15 protein-coding genes are annotated in these 18,058 nt (G+C 70.4%); 8 read left to right on the top strand and 7 right to left on the bottom strand.

All coding sequences use genetic code 11. The features are described 5' to 3' along the window. Window positions 1-33 precede the first annotated feature (33 nt). Both OG741_RS37145 and OG741_RS37140 read left to right on the top strand, forming a co-directional pair. On the top strand, window positions 34-933 hold the full coding sequence (locus tag OG741_RS37145; protein WP_405605986.1) for an MBL fold metallo-hydrolase: 900 nt from the start codon (window positions 34-36) through the stop codon (window positions 931-933). Window positions 934-1,039: 106 nt separating this feature from the next. After that, on the top strand, window positions 1,040-2,593 hold the full coding sequence (locus OG741_RS37140; RefSeq protein ID WP_405605165.1) for a carboxylesterase/lipase family protein: 1,554 nt from the start codon (window positions 1,040-1,042) through the stop codon (window positions 2,591-2,593). On the opposite strand, the gene OG741_RS37135 is transcribed toward OG741_RS37140, so the two are convergent. From OG741_RS37135 to OG741_RS37105, 7 genes are all read right to left on the bottom strand, one after another. After that, window positions 2,574-3,986: an aldehyde dehydrogenase family protein gene (locus OG741_RS37135; RefSeq protein WP_405605162.1), complete on the bottom strand. Its 1,413-nt coding sequence runs from the start codon at window positions 3,984-3,986 to the stop codon at window positions 2,574-2,576. The genes OG741_RS37140 and OG741_RS37135 overlap by 20 nt on opposite strands. Beyond that, window positions 3,979-5,301, bottom strand: a complete 1,323-nt coding sequence (locus OG741_RS37130; RefSeq protein ID WP_405605159.1) for a flavin monoamine oxidase family protein — start codon at window positions 5,299-5,301, stop codon at window positions 3,979-3,981. Before OG741_RS37130 ends, OG741_RS37135 begins: the two co-directional genes overlap by 8 nt. Window positions 5,302-5,478: 177 nt before the next feature. Then, window positions 5,479-6,585 (bottom strand): ABC transporter ATP-binding protein, encoded by a 1,107-nt coding sequence (locus OG741_RS37125; RefSeq protein WP_405605157.1) that lies wholly within the window; start codon window positions 6,583-6,585, stop codon window positions 5,479-5,481. 5 nt (window positions 6,586-6,590) lie between these two features. Next, window positions 6,591-7,463 (bottom strand): ABC transporter permease, encoded by an 873-nt coding sequence (locus OG741_RS37120; protein ID WP_405605154.1) that lies wholly within the window; start codon window positions 7,461-7,463, stop codon window positions 6,591-6,593. A gap of 56 nt (window positions 7,464-7,519) precedes the next feature. After that, on the bottom strand, window positions 7,520-8,422 hold the full coding sequence (locus OG741_RS37115) for an ABC transporter permease (RefSeq protein WP_405605151.1): 903 nt from the start codon (window positions 8,420-8,422) through the stop codon (window positions 7,520-7,522). A 4-nt stretch (window positions 8,423-8,426) separates the two neighbouring features. Further along, on the bottom strand, window positions 8,427-9,563 hold the full coding sequence (locus OG741_RS37110) for a spermidine/putrescine ABC transporter substrate-binding protein (RefSeq protein ID WP_405605149.1): 1,137 nt from the start codon (window positions 9,561-9,563) through the stop codon (window positions 8,427-8,429). A gap of 220 nt (window positions 9,564-9,783) precedes the next feature. Further along, window positions 9,784-11,022 (bottom strand): aromatic ring-hydroxylating dioxygenase subunit alpha, encoded by a 1,239-nt coding sequence (locus tag OG741_RS37105; protein WP_405605147.1) that lies wholly within the window; start codon window positions 11,020-11,022, stop codon window positions 9,784-9,786. Window positions 11,023-11,415: 393 nt separating this feature from the next. Between OG741_RS37105 and OG741_RS37100 the strand changes: the two genes are divergently transcribed. From OG741_RS37100 to OG741_RS37075, 6 genes are all read left to right on the top strand, one after another. Further along, window positions 11,416-11,859, top strand: a complete 444-nt coding sequence (locus OG741_RS37100) for a hypothetical protein (protein ID WP_405605145.1) — start codon at window positions 11,416-11,418, stop codon at window positions 11,857-11,859. A gap of 179 nt (window positions 11,860-12,038) precedes the next feature. Continuing rightward, window positions 12,039-13,328 (top strand): NADH-ubiquinone oxidoreductase-F iron-sulfur binding region domain-containing protein, encoded by a 1,290-nt coding sequence (locus tag OG741_RS37095; protein WP_405605143.1) that lies wholly within the window; start codon window positions 12,039-12,041, stop codon window positions 13,326-13,328. Continuing rightward, on the top strand, window positions 13,325-13,516 hold the full coding sequence (locus OG741_RS37090; RefSeq protein ID WP_405605141.1) for a ferredoxin: 192 nt from the start codon (window positions 13,325-13,327) through the stop codon (window positions 13,514-13,516). Before OG741_RS37095 ends, OG741_RS37090 begins: the two co-directional genes overlap by 4 nt. A gap of 1 nt (window position 13,517) precedes the next feature. Then, the gene (locus tag OG741_RS37085; protein ID WP_405605139.1) at window positions 13,518-15,578 is read left to right on the top strand and encodes an acetate--CoA ligase family protein; all 2,061 of its coding nucleotides are present in this window, start codon (window positions 13,518-13,520) and stop codon (window positions 15,576-15,578) included. 34 nt (window positions 15,579-15,612) lie between these two features. Further along, entirely contained in the window at window positions 15,613-16,785 is a 1,173-nt protein-coding gene (locus OG741_RS37080) for an acyl-CoA dehydrogenase family protein (RefSeq protein WP_405605137.1), read from the top strand. Between the two features lie 41 nt (window positions 16,786-16,826). Then, window positions 16,827-17,999 (top strand): acyl-CoA dehydrogenase family protein, encoded by a 1,173-nt coding sequence (locus tag OG741_RS37075; RefSeq protein ID WP_405605135.1) that lies wholly within the window; start codon window positions 16,827-16,829, stop codon window positions 17,997-17,999. The last annotated feature ends 59 nt before the right edge of the window (window positions 18,000-18,058 follow it).

Genomic DNA, 18,058 nt, shown 5'->3' with positions numbered 1-18,058 from the left:
ACCAACCCCGTGGAGCGCACGATGAATGAGACCCTGAACGAGATCAAGCTGGGTGACGTCACCGTCACCCGGATCGAGGAGATGCACGGCCCCGCCGGCATGACCCCGCAGCAGTTCTTCCCGGGCTCGCCCGAGGAGGTGTGGCGGCGGCACGCGAACGTTCTCGTACCCGACCACCTCGACACCGACGACGACATCGTCCAGGTCGCGATGCAGACGTGGCTGCTGCGCAGCGAGGGCCGGACCATCCTCGTGGACACCGGGATCGGCAACGACAAGGCCCGCCCGGCTGTCCCGGCGTGGGACCACCTACGGCTCGACTACCTCGGCAACCTGCAGCGGGCCGGCGTGCGGCCCGAGGACGTCGATCTGGTGGTGAACACCCACCTGCACGTGGACCATGTCGGCTGGAACACCCGCCTGGACGACGGCACCTGGGTCCCGACGTTTCCCAACGCGACCTACCTGATGCCCAAGGCCGACTTCGAGTTCTGGAACCCCGCGAACAACCCGAACATCACCGGTGGCGTCAACGAGAACGTCTTCGAAGACAGCGTCGCCCCCGTGCATGCAGCCGGCCAGGTGCGGTTGTGGGAAGGCAGCCACATCATCGACGCGAACCTGTACCTGGAAGCAGCCCCCGGCCACACCCCGGGATCCAGCGTGCTCAAGCTCAACTCCGGCTCCGACCGGGCCTTGTTCGCCGGTGACCTGCTGCACACACCGCTGCAGGTCATGGAGCCCGACCACAACAGCTGCTTCTGCGAGGACCCGGCCGCTGCCCGCGCGACCCGTCGCAAGCTGCTCGGCTGGGCCGCCGACACCAACGCGCTCGTACTGCCCGCACACTTCAGCGGGCACAGCGCGCTCGAAGTGACCCATGACGCGGGCGCCTTCGCCATCAAGCGGTGGGCCCCGCTCCCCCGGTACTGAGCCCCCGGCACAACCCGCAGAACCCGACCGGTCGCCCGCTGCCGCGCCCACCCAAGGGCCGCGGCGGGCGACCGGCCGAGCGCCGCGCAACACGAAAGGACACCCGATGGCACCCACCGATTCCGTCATCGTCACCACGACCACCGGCCCGGTACGCGGTCGCCGCAACACCCACGGAACGGCCTTCTTCGGTGTGCCGTACGCGGCCGCGCCCGTCGGTGCCCTGCGATTCGCCGCACCCCGCCCGCACCAGCGGTGGACACAGGTCCGTGACGCTGCCCGGCGCGGCCCGACAGCGCCGCAGCCTGCCCGGGACGCATTCGGCTCCTTGGACATGTCTCCTTACTTCGCGCCGGGCTGGCGGCCCGGCGCCGAATACCTCACCGCCGACATCTGGGCACCGGACCGGCAGGGGCCCCCGGCGCCCGTCATGGTGTTCGTCCACGGCGGCGGCTTCGTCGCCGGCTCAACGAGCGCCCCTTTGTACGACGGGACCGCCTTCGCCCGAGACGGCGTCGTCCTCGTCACCCTGAACTACCGCCTGGGCATCCCCGGCTTCCTGCACCTGCCGGGCGCCCCGGACAACCGAGGCATGCTCGACGTCATCGCCGCACTGCGCTGGCTGCAGGACAACATCGCCCGCTTCGGCGGCGATCCGGCCAACGTGACTCTGTTCGGCCAGTCCGCAGGAGCCATCATCGTCGGCGGCGTCCTCGCCGACGCAGCCTCGCACGGCCTGATCCGCCGGGCGATCATGCAAAGCGGCAGCGGCACCGCCGCATTCACCCCCGAGCAGGCGCGGATCGTCACGGCGGAAGTCGGGCGGTACCTCGGACTCGAACCCACCGCCCGCGCCCTGGCCGACATCCCCGACGAGCGACTCGTCGGCCTCGTCCCCCACCTGAGCGGCCTGGACCTGCATACGCCGACCCACCACGACCCGCTCGGCGGCATCACCGCGTTCAGCCTCGTCCTCGAACAGCAGCCGGCCGCCGCCGTAGCCGCCGGCTGCGGGACGGATGTCGATCTGCTCATCGGCGCCAACCTCGACGAGGGCAGGCTCTACCTCGCCCCGAACGGCGTGCTGCCCGGCAGCACCGACGCCGATGTCCGGGCAACCGCGTCGCGATTCCATCCCCGCCCCGACGAGTTGATCCATGCCTACCGGACCCAGCGGCCGACCGCATCCGCCGCAGAACTGCGCGCCTCCGTGCTCGGTGACGGACTCTTCGGCACCGGCACCCGGCGGATGGCCGACGCGCACGCGACAGCGGCGAACGCACCGACATTCGTCTACGAGTTCACCTGGCGGTCCAACGCGCTCGACGGACAGCTCGGCGCGAGCCACACCATGGAGCTGCCGTTCGTATTCGACCGCCTCGACCTGCCTTCGCTGCACGGCCCGCAAGCACTGCTCGGCACCAGCGAGCCGCACGCCGGCCTCGCCGCCCGGACGCACCAGGCATGGGTCCGCTTCGCCTCAAGCGGCGATCCCGGCTGGCCCCGCCACGAGTCCGGCCGTTGCCGCGTGCAGCGGATCGGCGCCGCCTGGGAGCTGAGCGAGGACCCGCGCCCCCGTGAGACCGAAGCCTGGGCGCGCGCCGATCACCACCGGCCTGGACGGAAGCCCTGTCCCCGGCCTACAGCATCACGTGCTTGACCTGCGTGTAGTCCAACAGGCCCGCCAGGGACAGATCGCTGCCGTAGCCCGAATGCCTGACACCGCCGTGCGGCATCTCGGACACGGTGGTGCCGTGCGTGTTGACCCAGACGATGCCCGTACGCAGAGCCCTCATCGCCCGCATCGCCCGCTCGTGGTTCGTGGTCCAGACCCCGGCCGCCAGGCCGTAGCGCACGTCATTGGCGAGACGGAGGGCCTCGGACTCGTCGGTGAAGGGCTGGACGGTGACCACAGGGCCGAAGATTTCCTCCTGGACGATCTCGTCGCTCTGGTGGACGCCGGTGACGACGGTGGCCTGATGGAAGAAGCCGGGCCCCGGTACCTCACAGCCGCCCGTCGCGATCTTTGCGTGGCCGGGCAGACGGTCCAGCAGACCCTTCACCGCGGCGCGTTGGGAGGCGCTGTTGAGGGGGCCGAAGTCGACTCCCGGGGTCAGGGCTGCGGCGTGGGCGGTGAAAGCGTCCACGAATGCGTCGTGGATACGGGCGTCAACGAGCATGCGGGTGGGGGCCGTGCAGTCCTGGCCCGCGTTGTAGTACGCAACAGCGGCAAGCTGCGCGGCGGTTGTCTCGACGTCGACGTCGTCGTGGACGATGACCGGGGCGTTGCCTCCCAGTTCCAGATGGACCCGTTTGAGGTCCGCGGCAGCCGCGGCCGCGATCTCCTGGCCGGCCCGGACGCTTCCGGTGACGGCGATCAGCCGGATTGCCGGGTGGGCGACGAGGGCCCGTCCGGTGTCACGGTTGCCGCACACCACGTTCAGTACACCGGCGGGCAGATGCCCGGCGGCGATCCGGGCGAGCAGTGCGGTCGAGGACGGGGTGGTGTCGGCGGGTTTGAGTACGGTCGTGTTGCCGGCCGCGATCGCCGGTGCGATCTTCCAGACGGCCATCATCAGGGGGTAGTTCCACGGCGTGATCTGGGCGCAGACACCGACCGGTTCGCGCCTCAAGAGCGAGGTGCGCCCTTCGGTGTACTCGCCCGCGGCGGCACCGGGCAGATTCCGTGCCGCTCCTGCGAAGTAGCGCAAGGTGTCGGTGATCGCGGGCAGTTCGTCGGCGCGGAACAGGTCGGCGGGCTTGCCGGTGTCCGCGGTCTCCGCCGCGACCAGGTCGTCCGCGTGGCTCTCCATGGCGTCGGCGATGCGCAGCAGTGCGAGCCCCCGTTCGGCCGGTGTGGTCGTGGACCACAGCTCGTACGCGGCTGCCGCGGCTCCGCAGGCCGCGTCGGTGTCCTGCGGGCCGGAGAGCGGGGCGGTGCCGTGTGTCCTGCCGGTCGCCGGGTCGACGAGCTCGGTTGTCGCGCCCGAGGCCGCCGGCAGGTCCGCTCCCCCGATGTGGTTGAGGACGGTGTGCGTGCGGGTCTCAGCCACGGTTGAGTGCCTCTTTCGCCGCGGCGCGTCCGGTGCGTACCGCGCCTTCCATGTAGCCCGCCACCCACTGGTCGGATCCGCAGACATAGAAGGGCGGTTCGTGGGTTGCGTGCAGGGGGCCGACGGCCATGACATCGCCGGGGGTCCACTGGGTCACGTATCCCTGGGTGAACGGATCGGTGCCCCACATCCGCACGTAGGTGTTCAGCGGGCTGTGCGCTGCATCGCCGTAGAGGCGGGCGATGTCGCCGAGCAGTTCGTGCTCCCGCAGCGCTTCGGGCATACCGAGGAGCACGCCGTACCGTTCCGGTGGGACGAGGGCGGAGAGGATTCCTTCGTTCTGCGGCCAGGTGCTGCCGAGGACGCCTTCGCACTCGGACAGGCCGCTCAGGTCCGATGCGCGCCAGAACGGCTTGTCGTATGCGGCAACGAACTTGGCGGCGACGGCCTGTCGTTGCCGGTGCAGGGAAGCGAGTCGTGCGTCGGAGACTCCGGTCACCGTGAGGCGGCGCAGGGGCCCGACGGGCAGGGCACTGACGACTGCGCCGGCGGTGAAGCTCTGCCCTCCGGCGATGCGTACGGTGCAGCCGCCCGGCCCTGCGGCGACTTCCTCGACGGGCGCGCCGAGCCGGATGCGGTGCCCCAGCCCGTCGGCCATGCGCAGGGCCACCGTCGCCGATCCTTCGGCCACCCGCAGCCCTTCCCAGTCCTGGTAGTCGTAGTGCTCTGTCTCGTCGCCGCCGGGGACGGCTGCGTGCTTGCGCAGGGCGGACAGCAGCGAGGTCCGTTCGTACGAGCCGCTCGCCAGGGCCAGTTGACCGATCTCCCACAGGCGTACGACGGCGGGACTCGCGCCCTCGGAGCGCAGCCATGCGGCGACGGAGAGGGCGTCGAGAGCGGCGGCCTCGGGGTGTGACCAGGGGTTGTCGGGGTCGACGCTGTGGGCGAGGGTCGTGAACGCGGCGGTGAGCCGTCGGTGGCAGGCGTCGTCTCCGGGGCCGAACCAGTGGGGCGGATCCCCGGCAGAGATCCCCTCGGGTGTGGCGCGGGCCATGGACCCGGGTTCGGCGACATAGCTGGGGACGAGGGTGAGTCCGAGTTCTGCGACGAGGGTGAGATAGGCGGTGTGGGCCCGGCCGACGACTTCACCGCCGAGCTGGACGAGCCGGCCGTCGGGGAGTTCGGTCTGTTCGACCCGTCCGCCCACTCGGTCGCGGGCCTCCAGGACGAGCACGTCGGCTCCGCCCGCGGCGAGGTCCCGTGCGGCGGCGAGACCTGCGAGTCCTGCGCCGAGCACGATGACATCGTGGTTCATGGGTGCGTTCCTTCGCTGGGTCGGCTAGGCCCTGTGCGGTCGATCAGGCCGGATCAGGGAGCGGGGTCTGGCGATGGGGGTACCTCCCGTGCCCGAAGGGCTACGGGGGAGAGGCGCCGTGCCAGGGCACGCGAGCCCGGCAAGATCGGCCGGACAGGGCCTAAACGGTCGGGGCGGTCAGTCGAGAACCAGGCAGTGCTCGGGCCTCCAGCCGATCTCGACGCTTTCGCCGCCGCTCCAGCGGTCTTCCATGCGGGAGCGGTCGGTGTTCTGCTCCAGTACGGACAGGGTGATACCGGGGGCGAGTTCGATGAGGTAGGTGGTGGTCGGCCCGGAGTAGACGGTTTCCCGGACGACGCCGTTCACGCGGGTCATGCCGGGTTCGAGGTCGGAGAGCCAGATCTTCTCCGGCCGGATGGACAGGCTGACCCGGCTGCCGTCGCTGACGCCGGCGCGGGGCCCGACGGGGAGCACGGGGCCTTGGTCGACGTGGACCTCACCGGCGCGGTAGGTACCGGGCACGAGGTTGGAGGTGCCCATGAAGGAGGCGACGAAGCTCCCGGCCGGGCGTTCGTACACGTCCTCGGGGGTGCCGCACTGCTCGACGCGGCCCTCGTTCATCACCGCGACCCGGTCCGACATGGTGAGGGCTTCGTCCTGGTCGTGGGTGACGAAGACGAAGGTGATGCCGATCTCCCGCTGGATCTGCTTCAGTTCGACCTGCATCTGGCGGCGCAGTTTGAGGTCCAGCGCGGCCAGCGGCTCGTCGAGGAGCAGGACTTGGGGGCGGTTGACCAGGGCGCGGGCCAGGGCGACGCGTTGGCGCTGGCCGCCGGAGAGGGTGTGGGGCTTGCGGTCGGCCAGGCTGCCGAGCTGTACCCGCTCCAGCATGGTGGCAACGCGTTCGCGTATCTCGGTGCGGCCGACACCTGCGCGCTTGAGGCCGAAGGCGACGTTGTCGGCGACCGAGAGGTGGTCGAAGAGTGCGTAGCTCTGGAAGACGGTGTTGACGTTGCGCTTGTTGGGAGGCAGGAACGTGACGTCTTCACCGCCGAGCAGGATGGTGCCCTCGGTGGGGTCGGTGAATCCGCCGATCATCCGCAGCGACGTGGTCTTTCCGCAGCCCGAAGGGCCGAGGAGGGAGAAGAACTCGCCGGACGCGATGTCCAGGGTGAGGTCGCGGACGGCGTAGGAGTCGCCGTAGCTCTTGCTGAGGGAGTCGAGCCGGACCGCGGGTGCGGTGTCCGTCGCCGCCAGGGCGGCCGAGGTGGTCGTCGTGGTCACGGGTGTCACTTCCCGGAGAGGAGGTCGAGGCCGCCGCGACGGCCGAACAGGCGCGGGATGAACAGGGCGAGGGCGATGAGGCCGATGGATCCGGCGAGCATCAGGGTGCCGACGGCGTTGATGGTGGGCTGGACACCGAACCGGATCGCCGAGTAGATGCGGACGGACAGCGGCTGCGGGTCGACGCCGGTGGTGAAGTAGGCGAGGACGAAGTCGTCGAAGACGAGGGCGAAGATCAGTACGGCGGAGGCGAGGATGCTGGGGAGCAGCGCGGGCAGGGTGACCAGGCGCAGCGCCTGCCAGCGGGTGGCTCCGAGGTCCATCGCGGCCTCTTCGACCTCGGGGTTGAGGGCGGCGATCCGGGACCGCAGGATGACCGTCACGTAGGAGATGGAGAAGGTGATCTCCGCGAGCATGACGGTGCCGGTGGACAGCGTGATGCCCATGCCCTTGAAGAGCATCATGGCCGCGACCCCTGTGACGATCTCGGGGGTGATCAGGGGGACGAGCATGATGAGGCCTGCGAGGGAGCCGAGGCGGCTGCGGCAGCGGACCAGGCCGAGTGCCAGTGCCACGCCGAGGATCAGCGAACCGGCCGTCGCGACCAGGGACACCCGCAGGCTCATGCCGAGCGAGTCGAGCAGGACGTCGTCCCGGAAGAACGCCGAGTACCAGCGGAGGCTGAAGTCCTTGAAGACGGTGAGGGATTTTTGGGAGTTGAAGGAGAAGAGGACGACGACGCCGATGGGCAGGTAGAGGAGCGCGAAGAACGCGGCCGTGACGGCGAGGGCGAAGCGGGGCTTGCGGTCGGTGCCGCGGCGGCGCCTGCGGAGGCGGGGCGCGCCGGTGGCAGGGCTGCTCTCCGTGCGCGTGGTCACGGCGCGGAGCGCACGAGGGGCGGGGCGGCGCTGCGGTTTGAGGGCCGGGCGCAGAGTCATCGGGCCGCCTCCGCTTCGTCCTTGCGGGCCCGGCGGAGGTAGCCGACCATCCCGAGGAACAGCACCGCCATCATGAGCATGGTGAGTGCCGAGCCGAGCGGCCAGTTCTGGCCCTGGAAGAACTTGTCCTGGATCAGGTTGCCGATCATGATCTGGTCGGGGCCTCCCATCAGCTGGGCACTGACGAAGTCGCCCATGGCGGGCAGGAAGACAAGGACGCAGCCGGCTGCGGCGCCCTGCCGGGTGGCGGGAAGCGTGACGAAGAAGAAGGTCCGCAGGGGCCCTCCGTAGAGGTCGCGGCCTGCCTCGATCAGCGAGACGTCCATGCGCTCCAGCGCCGCGTACAGCGGGATGATCATGAACACGATGAAGCCGTAGACCAGTCCGGCGATGACGCCCACGCCGGACTGGAGAATCTTGGTGCTGCTGTCGGCGAGCCCGACGGCGCGCAGTGCCTTCAGCAGGGGACCGTCGTCGGACAGGACGACGGACCAGCCGTACATCCGGACCAGGTAGTTGGCGAAGAACGGAACGACGATGGCGGCGATCAGGAGGTTCTTGAAGCGTCCGCCGTGCAGGGCGATGGCGTAGGCGACGGGGTAGGCCACGGCCAGACAGATGACGCAGGTGAGCAGGGCGTAGCCGAGGGAGCGCAGCAGCACGGCCCGGTAGGCGGGTTCGGCCAGCGCCCTGATGTTCTCGAAGTTGAGCCCGAAGTGCGGATTGCCGAGGGGATCGGTGGTGCCGAGCGCCAGTGCGGCGACCAGGACCAGGGAGGCGACCAGAAACGCGGACATCCACAGGGTGCCCGGGACCATGAGCCAGGCCCACAGCCGGTTGCTGCCCGCGGACGGTCCTCTGCGGGGTGGGGGCAGGACGTGATCTGTGCGTCGTCTCATGGCGTCAGCCGGCCTTCACACGGGTCCAGGCGGTGTCGCGGGCCTGTTCGCCCTCGGAGGTGACATTGCGGAAGTAGAGCTCGTCCGTGAGGTCGTCGGCGGAGACCTGGCACTCGGGGAACGGCTCCACGAGCGCGGCGTACGTTTTCTCACTGCCGTGGACCGGCATGGGATAGCCGATGTACTCGATGTTCTTCTTCACGTTCTCCGGGCGGAGCATGTAGTCGATGAAGAGCATCGCCGTGCCGGGGTGGCGGGCGTCGGAAGGGATGGCGTAGCAGTCCGAATTGATCGGAGCCCCTTCCTTCGCGACCTCGAAGCCGAAGATCGAGGGGTCCTTCGCCTGGTTGAGCATGGCGGCCATGTCGCCGCTCCACGCCTGGGTCATGGCCGCGTTGCCGGTCAGCAGGTTGTTGTAGCTGTCGCTGGAGAAGCCGCGCAGATGGGGGCGCAGGGAGCGCAGGGAGCTGGTGATACGGCCCAGCTCACCGTCCCGGCTGGTGGAGACGTCGAGGCCGAGCTTGAGCGCCCCCATGCCCAGGACTTCGTCCCGGTCGTCGAGCAGGAACACCTTGCCCTTGGCCCGGGCGTTCCACAGATCGCCCCAGGAGCCGGCCAGGTCGCTGCCGATCTTGTCCTTCCGCCAGCCGATCCCGGTCTTGTACATGGTGAAGGGGACGGTGTGCCGCGCGCTGGGGTCGTACCAGGGGTCGGCGAAGTAGTCGTAGTGGCTGAAGATGGCATCGGCGTTCTTCAGCCGGCTGTGGTCGATGGGGCGCAGCCGGTTTCCTTCCGCCAGCCGCTGGGCCCATTTCGCGGTGGGGAAGATGATGTCGTAGCGGTTGCCGGCGTTGAGCTTGGCGGCCATGCCTTCCATCGAGTCGAAGTTCGACTGGATGACCTTGACTCCGTACTCCTTCTGGAATCCGGCGAAGACGGCCGGGTCGACGAAGTCGGCCCAGTTGAAGTAGACGAGGTCACCGTCGACCTTGACGTCGATGGGCTTGTCCTCGGCCTTCTGCGCGGCGGGGCCGGAGGAGGAGAAACCGCAGCCGGCCGCAGTCAGGCCGAGACCGACGGCCGCGGCGGAGCCGGAGCGCAGGAAGGAGCGGCGGGACGGGGAAAATGCTTCGGGGGACATACGAGGTCCTCTCCGTGGGGTCCGCGCGGGCAACGGACACCTGGTGCGGGCAGGGCGGTCCCTGGCACGCCTCCGCGTGCGGGACCGGTGAGCCGCGGATCGGTTCGGGGGGACCGACGGCGTACTCGACAGGGGGGGTGGCCTTGGCGGTTCGGGCTCCACGCCGGCCGCGAGGAGGGTCAGCTCAGTGCTGCCCGGCGGCCGCGGGGACGGGTTCGGCTCAGGGTTCCACGCCGTCCAGATCGGCGCGGACGCGGCCGGCGAACCAGCCGACCGCGGACTCGCGCCGGGACAGGGGACCTGGTTCGAAGCCCGGTGTGGTGAGTCCTTTCTGCACTCGGGCCACCAGTTCGGCGTCCTCGTCGTTGGTGATCCAGCCGATGTGGATGTTCAGCCGCCGGGCGAGCCTGGTGCGCAGTCCGGTGCCACGGCGGGTGTAGAACGCTCCGGGTACGGCCACGCGGTCCACCGCCGTCGGGATCGCGGTCCAGGCAAGCACATGGTCGGGGTAAAAGTCGATAAGTGTATTGGGGTAGATCACGGCGTACCGCCAGACCCGGCGGTCGGCCTCGGTCAGACCGGGCATGGGGGCGGTGATGCGCTGGTAGAGGCGCTCGGCCCAGTTCGAGGACGGCTTGTCGCGCAACGGCGAGGCGAACAGCGTGTACGCCTCACCGATCTCGCTGGTGTAGCCCTGGTAGTCGAGCAGCCGCATCAGCCCGGGGTGGGCGACCGGCACGTGGTAACCCTCGAGATAGTTGTCGACGGCGACCTTCCAGTTGGCGTGCTGGACCTCGGCACCTTCCAGATCGTGGATACGGCTGCGCCCGATGGGCACGAGATCGGTTCCGGCGTAATGGCCGACGGCTTCCGCGAGTCCGGCGCACTGCTCTGCCAGGGGTACGGCGTTCTGGTCGAGGTTGACGAAGACGAAGCCGAGGAACGACTCCACGCGGACGGAGAAGAGACCGAGCTTCGGCTTGTCCAGGCACGGGATCTGGCGCGACTCGGGGGCACCGACGAGGCGCCCGTCGAGTTTGTACGTCCAGCCGTGGTAGGGGCAGCGAATCGCCTTGCCGGACGGTTCGGGCCTGGTGACCAGCCGGGTGCCGCGGTGGCGGCAGATGTTGAGGTGGGCGGCGAGGCTGTTGTCCTCGGTCCGTACCACCAGCACCTCGCGGCCGGCGACCGTGGCGGCGAGTCTGGCGCCTGGGCCGGGGAGGTCGGATTCATGGCACACGAGCTGCCAGGACCTGGCGAAGATGTGCCGGGTTTCGGCGGCCGCCGTGTCGGGGTCGGTGTAGTAGCGGGCGGACAGGGCTTGGCCGGGGTCGTCCTGGTGCGGGCTGTCCGGGTCCGCTGTGGCGTCTGCGTGGCTTGTGCGGCCGGGGTTCGTCTCGCGCGGCTCGTGCTGAGGCGGTGCTGCGGGAGCTGCTGGGGCTTCGGCTTCGGGCTGCATCGGCTGACTCCTCAATGCCGCACAGGCGGCGATCGGTGTTGAGGCGGCCCTGGGGCAGTACGGAGGCCGGGTGATGCATCCGGTGCCGCGTACTGCACTGACTAATTGGTCAGTCAGATTGCTGGCGGGTTGCCGGGGTGTCAAGTCTTGTGGACTGACTAATTGATTAGTTAGCGTAGTCGTCATCGCTGCTCCCGGCGATCCGAGGCTTTGTGCCCCGGAGCCGGACGCCGGCAGCTCCCGGGCGACCCCGCCCGGTCCCCTACCGCCGAATCCCCGTCGCACGGCACCCCGGTCCACGGCCGCAGGCCACGGACACACGATCACCGCACTCGGCTCCCCACCGGCCCGGATGCGCCGTGACGGCTCCCCACTCCTCTCCCGGAGGCACGCATGAGCGGTCGTCGGAGTCTCGTCTGGCTCGGGCTGACACCCGAACCGGAACGGGAGCTGCCCCCTGCCGTCGCTGCCCTGCGCACCCGTGCGCCGGACACGGCCGCACTACCGCCGATGACGGCGGCCGCGGAGCGGCGCCGGGTCGAGAGCCTGATCCTGCGCGGCAGCCGGCGCAGCTGGCTGCGCTATCTCGCCGAGGTCACCTCGCTGGTGACCTCCGTCGCCGACGGCTCCGTGCCCGGCGACCGCAGGGCTGCCCTCCTCGCGGGCGAAGTCGTGCTCGACCACCACCGGATGCTCATTGGTCTGCCGGGCTCCGGATACGACCGGACGGAGGCTGACCGCAGAGCCCTGGAGCAGGCGGTACGGGCGCTGCGCACCGCCACAGCTCCACCTGCGAGCGGAGCGGAGCCGACGCTGACGCAAGGAGGCCGGAGATGACGGCGAACGCAGCGCCCCGAACCGGGACCGGCGCGGCGACGGGGCCGAGCGCGCCCGGACAGCGGGAATCACCTGCGACGCAGACCCGCGGCCCGACAGCCGGCAGCCCTCCAGAAACCAGCGAAATCGGGGGCGGCGTATCGACGTCCGCGACTGCCACCACCCGTATCCGGTCCCTGATGCCCGGTGGACCCGGAGCCCTGCTCGGCCCGGCCCCCGAGGTCACGGAAGATGCCGAGACGTATGCCGCCACCGGCGGATACCGCGGCACCGCCGATCCGGCGAAGCTGCTCGACCTGATCACCGACGCCGGTCTGCTCGGCCGCGGCGGCGCGGGATTCCCGGCCGCCATCAAGCTCGCGGCCGTACGGGACGGCAGCGGTATGCCCGTCGTGGTGGCGAACGGTGAGGAGGGCGAGCCCGGGTCGGTGAAGGACCGCTGGCTGCTGCGCGCCCGGCCCCACCTCGTACTGGACGGACTCACCCTCGCCGCCGCGATCACCGGAGCCGCACACGGCTACGTCTACCTCTCCGATCCCTGCGCGGCGGCACGCGTCCGCCGTGCCCTGGCCGAGCGCCCTACGGCGCTGCCGGTCGAGGTGATCGAGACGGACCACACCTATGTGGCCGGGGAGGAGACCGCCGTCGTCCGGCGCATCAACGGCGGACCCGCCCTGCCGACCGCCAAGCCCCCGCGCCCGTTCGAACGCGGAGTCGCCGACCGGCCCACCCTGGTCTGCAACGTCGAGACACTCGCCCGGATCGCGCTCATCGCCGCACACCCCGACCTGCGTCACGGCATCGCCCACAGCACGCTGCTCACCCTCTCCACCGACTATGGCGCCGCCGACCCCGGCGAGGGCTCCCTCCTCGCCGAGGTCCCCTACGGAACCACCCTGGGCACAATCGCCGCCGAACTGGGCGCCGCCGACGCGTCCGGAGCGCTCATGGGCGGACTCTTCGGCGGGCTCGTCGGACCCGGCTGGCCGTCCCTTCCGCTCGACCACGCCGCGCTCGCCGGTGTGGGCACGGCACTGGGCTGCGGCGCGATCCGGTTCCTGGCCCCGACTGCGTGCCCGGTGGCTGTCGCCGCCGACGCGGTCGATCACCTCGCGGGCGAGAGCGCCCGGCAGTGCGGCGTCTGCGTATCGGGCACCACCGCCATCCGCGACACGCTGCGGGCACTGACCGCCGGGACGGCGGGTCCCGAGGCCGCCGAACGGCTGGAGCGCTGGTCGAAAACCCTGCCGGGACGGGGCGCATGCGGCCTGCTCGACGCCGCCGCCGGTACGGCCGGCAGCCTCCTCCGTGCCTTTCCCGCCCTCGTCCGCAGCCATCTCGATGCGCGGTGCCGGCTCTGCGCTTCCTGTCCGCCCCGTGGCGGTCACCGGCTCATGGTCGCCGTACCGCATGTCACGGACACCGCTCCCGGCACCGAGCCCGTGCCCTCGCTGAAAGGAACAGCATGAAACTCTTCCTGGACTCCACACGCTGCCAGGGCTACGGGCTCTGCCATGAGCACTCCCCCGGTCTGATCGAACTCGACGAATGGGGCTACGCGTCGGTGCTCGCCGTCGACGTATCCCCCGGCGAAGAGGACGCAGCCCGTGCCTGCGCCGAGAGCTGCCCCAACTCCGCGCTGCGGCTGGAGAAGTGACATGGGACGTGACCTGATCGCGCTCTTCGATCCCAAGTCCGTGGCCGTGGTCGGCGCCAGCGACGACCCGGCGAAGTACGGTCACGCGGTGGCGGCCCAGGCGCTGCGCGCCCCCGGACGCCGGCCCGTGCATCTGGTGAACCGCCGCGGCGGGACCGTTCTCGGGCGTCCGGCAGCGACCAGCCTCACGGAGATCGGTGAGCCCGTTGAACTCGTGGTGATCTCCATACCCGGGGCGGGCTTCGAGGCCACGGTCGAGGAGGCTCTGGAGTGCGGCGCACGCGCCATCGTCGGTATCACCGCCGGTTTCGCCGAGACCGGTGCGGACGGGCTGGCCCGCCAGCAGGCACTCGCCGCACGGGTGCGGGAGGCGGGTGCGGTGCTGGTCGGCCCCAACTGCCTGGGTATCGCCGACAACACGACCGAGCTGTATCTCGCCTCGGACACCTTCGCGCCCGGCGGTGTCGCGCTGCTGAGTCAGAGCGGCAATCTGGCCCTTGAACTCCAGCTCCGCATGGAGCGGCACGGCCTCGGCTTCTCCCGGTTCGTCTCGCTCGGCAACCAGGCCGATGTCACCCTCGTCGACCTGGTCGAGGACTGCGCGAGGCACGAGCCCACCTCGGCGATCGCCGTGTACGCCGAGGACTTCGGCGACGGGCGTGCCTTCGCCCAGGCGGCTGCTGCGGCGGGCAAGCCGGTCGTTCTGCTCACCGCGGGCCGCGGCAGCGCCTCCGCCCGCAGCGCCCAGTCCCACACCGGGGCGCTCACCACATCCTCCGACGTCGTGGCCGCGGCGTGCCGGGACGCCGGCGTGGAACTGGTGGCCACACCACGGGAGATGACCGTGGTCCTGGCCGCCCGCGGCTCCGGTGCACGTGCCTTCGGGCGGCGTACCGCGGTCTTCACCGACGGTGGCGGACACGGCGTGATCGCCGCCGACGCGGCGGAAGCCGCGGGCCTCGACGTCCCCGAACTCGGTGCCGCAGCGCAGAACCGGCTGCGGGAGCTGCTGTGGGAGCAGTCCGCGGTCGGCAATCCGGTCGACCTGGCCGGAATGGGCGAGCAGAACCCCCGCTCGTACGCCGAGACCGTGGGCGCACTGCTCGCCGCCGACGAGGTCGACGCCGTCCTGATGACGGGCTACTTCGGCGGCTACGCGGCCTCCGGCAGCGGTCTCGGCGGAGGCGGGGCCACCCTCGCCGAGGGCGAGGCCGAGGCCGCACGGGAGCTCGTCGCGCACTGGCGGGCCCGGCCGAAGCCACTGGTCGTGCAGTCGATGTATCCGCAGTCGCCGAGCTGTCGCACGCTGGCAGGGGCGGGCATCCCGGTGTTCTCGGCGACCGAGGATGCCGCCCGTGCGCTCGCCGCGATGGCAGCGTCCGGCGCGGCCGGGCGCCCGGGCATCGCCCCGCTGCCGCCGGCCGCCGTACCGGTTCGCGATGTCGGCTACCACGCAGTGAGGGGCCTCCTCGCCGACGCCGGCGTGCCGTTCCCGCAGGCACGCGAAATCACCGGCGAGGCCGAACTGCTCTCCGCGGCGGACGAGTTCGCCGGTCCGTACGTCCTGAAAGCCCTGCATGTCCTGCACAAGTCCGACGCGGGCGGAGTGGCCCTGCGCCTCCCGGACCGTCCGGCGCTCCTCGCCGCGTACCGGAAGATGCACGCCAGGCTCGGCGCGCCTGCCTACTCCGTCGAGGCGATGGTAGATCTCGGCGACGGGATCGAGCTGATCGTGGGGGTCAACCAGGACCCGAGGTTCGGTCCGGTCGCCATGGTCGGTCTCGGCGGCGTTCTCACCGAAGCCCTGAACGATGTCGCCTTCGCCCTGGCCCCCCTTCCGGCGGCCCGTGCCGAACAGCTGCTGCGCGGTCTTCGGTCCGCCGCTCTGCTGACCGGCGTGCGCGGACGCCCGGCCGTCGACGTGGCCGCCGCCGCAGAGGTCATCGAGCGCATCACCACCGTCGCCGCCGCCCATCCGGAGATCGCCGAACTGGAGGTCAATCCACTGCTGGTCCGTCCTGAGGGTGTGCTCGCCCTGGACTCCCGCGCCGTAGTCGCCTGACCCCCTACGTCCCCACGAAAGGCCGGAGAACACGATGGACTTCCGCTACACACTCGAGCAGGCCGCCCTCAAGACCCGGGCCGCCGCGTACACCAGGCTCCTGATGGAGTACGAGAACCAGTCCGAGGAAGCGGGCGGTCCGCTGCCCGCCGACACCGTCCGCGAGCTGACCCGTGCCGCGATCGACGCCGGCGTGTACGCCATCAACATGCCGGCCGAGTGGGGCGGCGCAGGGCTGTCCCTGCTGGACCAGGTCATCGTCGAGGAGGAGTTCGGGAAGGTCACCAACTGCCTCTGGGACATCCCGTGGCGGCCCGCCAACGTGCTGGCGTACGGCACCGAGTCGCAGCGCGAGAAGTATCTGCTGCCCGTCATCCGCGGTGAGCGCTTCGACGCCTTTGCCGTGACCGAACCGGGCGCGGGCTCGGACCCCTCCTCGGGCACCAGCACCGCGACCCGTACGGACGGCGGCTGGCTGCTGAACGGCGAGAAGTGGTTTGTGACCTGCGGTGACATCGCCGACTTCCTGCTGGTGCAGGCGGATGCGGGGCCCGAGCGGGCGGCCACCCTCTTCTTCGTCGACAAGCAGGCGCCGGGCGTGGAGATGACGGGTGTGCCGCGCTTCATGCACTCCGCGGTCAATGGGCATCCCGAGTTCACGTTCACCGATGTGTTTGTTCCCGACGAGGACGTGCTGGGCGGTGTCGGCAACGGCTACGAGCTGACGAAGGAGTGGTTCACCGACGAGCGGCTGATGATCGCGGCGCGCACCACCGGAGCCGCTGAGCGGGCTCTGGAGCTGGCGCGCGACTGGGCCGTGGAACGCCGCCAGTTCGGGTCCCCCATCGCCGACTTCCAGCTCATCCAGGGCATGCTCGCCGACTGCGCCGTCGACATCGCCGTCAACCGTGCCTACACCCACCAGGTCGCCTGGGAGGCCGATCAGCCGCACACCGACCGCAAGGCGCTGCACGCGAAGGCGTCGACGGCGAAGCTCGCGGCGAGCGAGGCAGCGGGCCGGGTCATCGACCGGTGCGTACAGATCTTCGGCGGCCGCGGCTACGACCGCTCGTACCCCGTCGAGCGCATGTACCGCGAACTGCGCGTCGACCGCATCTGGGAAGGCACCTCCGAAATCCAGCGCCTGATCGTCGCCAACGAGCTGATCAAGCGCGGCACCCGGGCGCTCGCGCTCCCCACCTCCTGACACCCGTCCGCACCCCGGCCACCCCTATACAGAGGACTGACATGGACTTCCGTCTCACCGCCCGTCAGGAGGAGCTCAGGAGCTCCGCACGCGGGCTCACCGAGTTCATCATGAAGTACGAGCTCGACTGCGAGGAGAACAACGGCCTGCCGCCCGCCGCCCACGCCGAGATCCGCGACGCCGTCCTGGACAGCGGGCTCCAGGCCGTCAACATGCCCGAGGAGTGGGGCGGAGCAGGACTGACGATCCTGGAGCAGGCCGTTGTCCAGGAGGAACTCGGGCGGTTGACCGGTGCGTTGTGGGACATGGTGTGGCGCCCGGCGAACGCGCTGCGCTTCTGCACCCCCGAGCAGCGCGAGCGCTACCTCGTTCCCGTCATCCGGGGGCGGCGGCGCGACTGCTACGCGGTGACCGAGCCGGAGGCCGGATCCGACCCGCAGAACATCTCCACGACGGCGACGCGCACGACCGGCGGCTGGGTGCTCAACGGCGAGAAGTGGTTCGTCACGGTCGGCGACCACGCCGACTTCATGATCGTGCTGGCCGCCGCCGGTGAGGAGCGTGCACCGACCCTCTTCCTGGTCGACAAGGACACTGCGGGCATCGAGATGACACGGGTGCCGCGCTTCATGCACACCTTCGTATACGAGCACCCCGAGTTTACGTTCACAGACGTCCATGTCGGCGACGACGCCGTGCTCGGCGGCATCGGGAACGGCTACGACATCACCCGCTCCTGGTTCACCGAAGAGCGGCTGATGATCGCGGCGCGCACCACCGGGGCCGCCGAACGAGCCCTGGAACTGGCCCGCGACTGGGCAGTCGAACGACGCCAGTTCGGCTCCCCCATCGCCGACTTCCAGCTCATCCAGGGCATGCTCGCGGACTGCGCCACCGACATCGCAGTCAACCGCGCCTACACCCATCAGGTCGCCTGGGAGGTGACCGAGGGCGCCTGCGACCGTAAGACGCTCCATGCGAAGGCGGCCATCGCCAAACTGTCCGCGAGCGAGGCGGCCGGCCGGGTCATCGACCGCTGCGTACAGATCTTCGGCGGCCGCGGCTACGACCGCTCCTACCCCGTCGAACGCCTCTACCGCGAACTGCGCGTCGACCGCATCTGGGAAGGCACCTCGGAAATCCAGCGGCTGATCATCGCGGGTGAACTGGTCAAGCGGGGCACGGGCGTTCTGCAGATGCCCTCTTCCGCCTGAGTCCGCCGGGCTCCGCCGTCGCCTTGTCGCCGCGGCGGGGCCCGCTCCCCTCACCAGCC

The sequence above is a fragment of the Streptomyces sp. NBC_01410 genome (genome assembly GCF_045040195.1).
In the GTDB taxonomy this organism is placed as follows: Bacteria; Actinomycetota; Actinomycetes; order Streptomycetales; family Streptomycetaceae; genus Streptomyces.
Note: the sequence above shows the minus strand (reverse complement) of the source record. Positions and strands in the feature narration are given on the sequence as shown.